Source organism: Sinomonas sp. G460-2, from assembly GCF_047759905.1.
Taxonomy (GTDB): Bacteria; Actinomycetota; Actinomycetes; order Actinomycetales; family Micrococcaceae; genus Sinomonas.
This window is the reverse complement of record NZ_JBKZWT010000449.1, coordinates 1-2,311: the sequence shown is the minus strand read 5'-3', so window position 1 is coordinate 2,311 and position 2,311 is coordinate 1. Positions and strand designations below refer to the sequence as shown.

Below are 2,311 nucleotides of genomic sequence, written 5' to 3'. Positions count from 1 at the left end.
GTTCCGCTTCGGGCCCCAAGCCGGCCAGCGTGGCCGATATCGTCGCGGCCGTCCACGGGGAACCGGAGGCTTCGTCCGAGGCGGCAACCGCCGCGACGACGTTCGGCGCGGCCACCGCCCCCGGGGAGGCCGACGGCGAAGCGTACGGTGCCCCGAGCACGGAGGCACCATCGAACCACACGACCGCCCTTCCGTCCGCCAAGCCCGCAGACGCCGAGGAGCCGCCTCCCACGCAGGCGGCGCCCGTCGTCGACCGCTCCTCGGGGCATGAGGCGAGCCGCAGCTTCGACGAGTCCGAGTCCGACTACGAGGCGTTCTGGTTCGCGGTGAACCAGCAGCGCACCGCGGTGGACCCGCAGAGCGGCCTGCCGATGTTCAACCTCGAGCCGGGGCAGTGGATCCTCGCCCTCCAGGACCGCGGCAACGAGTTCCTCGTCCAGAGCCAGGACGGGCGGGTCGGCGTGCTGCGCGACCTGTCCGGAATCGAGCGGGGCTGACCAGTCTCACCGGCGCCGCGCGTCAGCCCGCGCGGCGCCGGCTCACCGCGGACGAATCGCCGCTCGCCCTCACACGGCGCGCCCGCAAGATCGACCGGATCCTCGGTGAGTTCTACCCGTACGCTCACGCCGAACTCGACTTCCGCACGCCGTTCGAGCTGCTTGTTGCGACCGTGCTGAGCGCGCAGACTACCGACGTGCGCGTCAACCAGGTGACTCCGCTTCTGTTTGCCAGGTACCCGGACGCGCGCGCCATGAGCGAGGCCGAGCCCGAGAGCCTCGAGGAGATCATCAGGCCCACGGGGTTCTTCCGCGCCAAGGCGAAGAGCCTGCACGTCCTCTCGCAGCGGATCGTCGACGAGTTCGACGGCGTGGTGCCCGGCCGGCTCGAGGACCTCGTGACGCTTCCGGGCGTAGGCCGCAAGACGGCGAACGTGGTGCTCGGCAACGCGTTCGGGGTCCCCGGCATCACGGTTGACACGCACTTCGGGCGGCTCGCCAGGCGCTTCGGCTGGACCGCGTCCGACGATCCGGTCAAGGTCGAGCAGGATGTCATGGAGCTGTTCCCGCCGCGGGACTGGACCATGCTCTCGCATCACGTCGTGTTCCATGGCAGGCGCGTGTGCCACGCGCGCCGGCCCGCGTGCGGCGCGTGCCCGGTCGCTACGCTGTGCCCGGCGTTCGGGGACGGCGAGACCGATCCCGAGAAAGCCCGCAAGCTGCTCAAGTACGAGCTCGCGCCCGGCCAGGAGGCGCTCCGCGCCGAGATGATCGAGAACGTGCACCGTGCCGCGGAGATCCGCAGGCGCACGCAGGGCCACCCCGTCGCTCGCGCGGGAGACCCCGCCGGAGGCGCGGTGTGAGCGCGAGGGGCGACCTCGAAGCACTCGCGGACGGGATCCGGTCCGGCCGGATCGATCCGTTCGATGCCCGCTGGCATCCGAAGGTCGTGGGGAACACGGCACGCGAGGCGGCTGTCCTTGTGCTGTTCGGCGCGCTCGACAGCGTCTCCGCGCCGTCCGGCGAGCCTTTCGCGCCGGGAGACCTCGACGTCCTCCTCCTCGAACGCGCGCAGACGCTTGGCTCCCACCCCGGCCAGGTGGCCTTCCCCGGCGGCGGGCGCGAGCCGCAGGACGCGAGCCTCGTGGACTGTGCCCTGCGCGAGGCCGTCGAGGAGACCGGGCTCGACCCGACCGGCGTCGACGTGCTGGCCGAGCTCCCCGCCCTCGGACTCGGGGCGAGTGGCTTCCTCGTGACGCCCGTGCTCGCGTGGTGGGCGTCGCCGTCGCCCGTCGACGTCGTGGACTACGCCGAGTCCGCCCAGGTGTTCCGCACGCCCGTTCGCGACCTGCTCGACCCCGCGAACCGGGTCACGGGGGTGATCCGGCGCCGCGGGGTCACGTTCACGAGCCCCGCGTTCCTGGTCAGCGACGTGCTCGTGTGGGGGTTCACGGCCATGGTGCTCGACGCGCTGCTCGAAGGCCTCGGCTGGGCCGTCCCGTGGGACCGCGAGCGGAAGCACTACATCTCGCCCTGATCAGGGGTTCTGCTTGGCCAGGGTGCTACTTGGCCTGATCGTACGAGTCCACGACCGCGATGCTCACGGGGAACTCCACGGGAGCGTCGCCGAACAGCAGGCGCTTGGCCGCGGCCGCAGCATCCCGGACCGCGTCGGCGCACGCCTCGGCCGCGCCCTCCTCGGCGTGGACCATGACCTCGTCGTGGAGGAAGTACACGAGCTCCCCGTGCAGCCCCTGCGTCGCGAGGCGACGCAGCCTGAGCCGCAGCTCGGCCATCCAGCATTCGGCCCATTC

Annotated in this window: 2 protein-coding genes and 2 pseudogenes; 3 read left to right on the top strand and 1 reads right to left on the bottom strand. The window is 71.9% G+C overall.

Annotation, left to right across the window (positions count from 1 at the left end; all coding sequences use genetic code 11):
* The 3 genes and pseudogenes from ACLN58_RS21240 to ACLN58_RS21230 form a co-directional block, all read left to right on the top strand.
* Positions 1-497 (top strand): annotated as a pseudogene (locus ACLN58_RS21240) (hypothetical protein); the annotation flags it as partial.
* Entirely contained in the window at positions 494-1,360 is an 867-nt protein-coding gene (gene nth / locus ACLN58_RS21235) for an endonuclease III (RefSeq protein WP_415857202.1), read from the top strand. The pseudogene ACLN58_RS21240 and the gene nth, both read left to right, overlap by 4 nt.
* Positions 1,357-2,034, top strand: coding sequence for an NUDIX hydrolase (locus ACLN58_RS21230; RefSeq protein WP_415857201.1), 678 nt, complete (start codon positions 1,357-1,359; stop codon positions 2,032-2,034). Before nth ends, ACLN58_RS21230 begins: the two co-directional genes overlap by 4 nt.
* A 25-nt stretch (positions 2,035-2,059) precedes the next feature.
* On the opposite strand, the pseudogene ACLN58_RS21225 reads toward ACLN58_RS21230, so the two are convergent.
* Positions 2,060-2,311 (bottom strand): annotated as a pseudogene (locus tag ACLN58_RS21225) (bifunctional 3'-5' exonuclease/DNA polymerase); the annotation flags it as partial.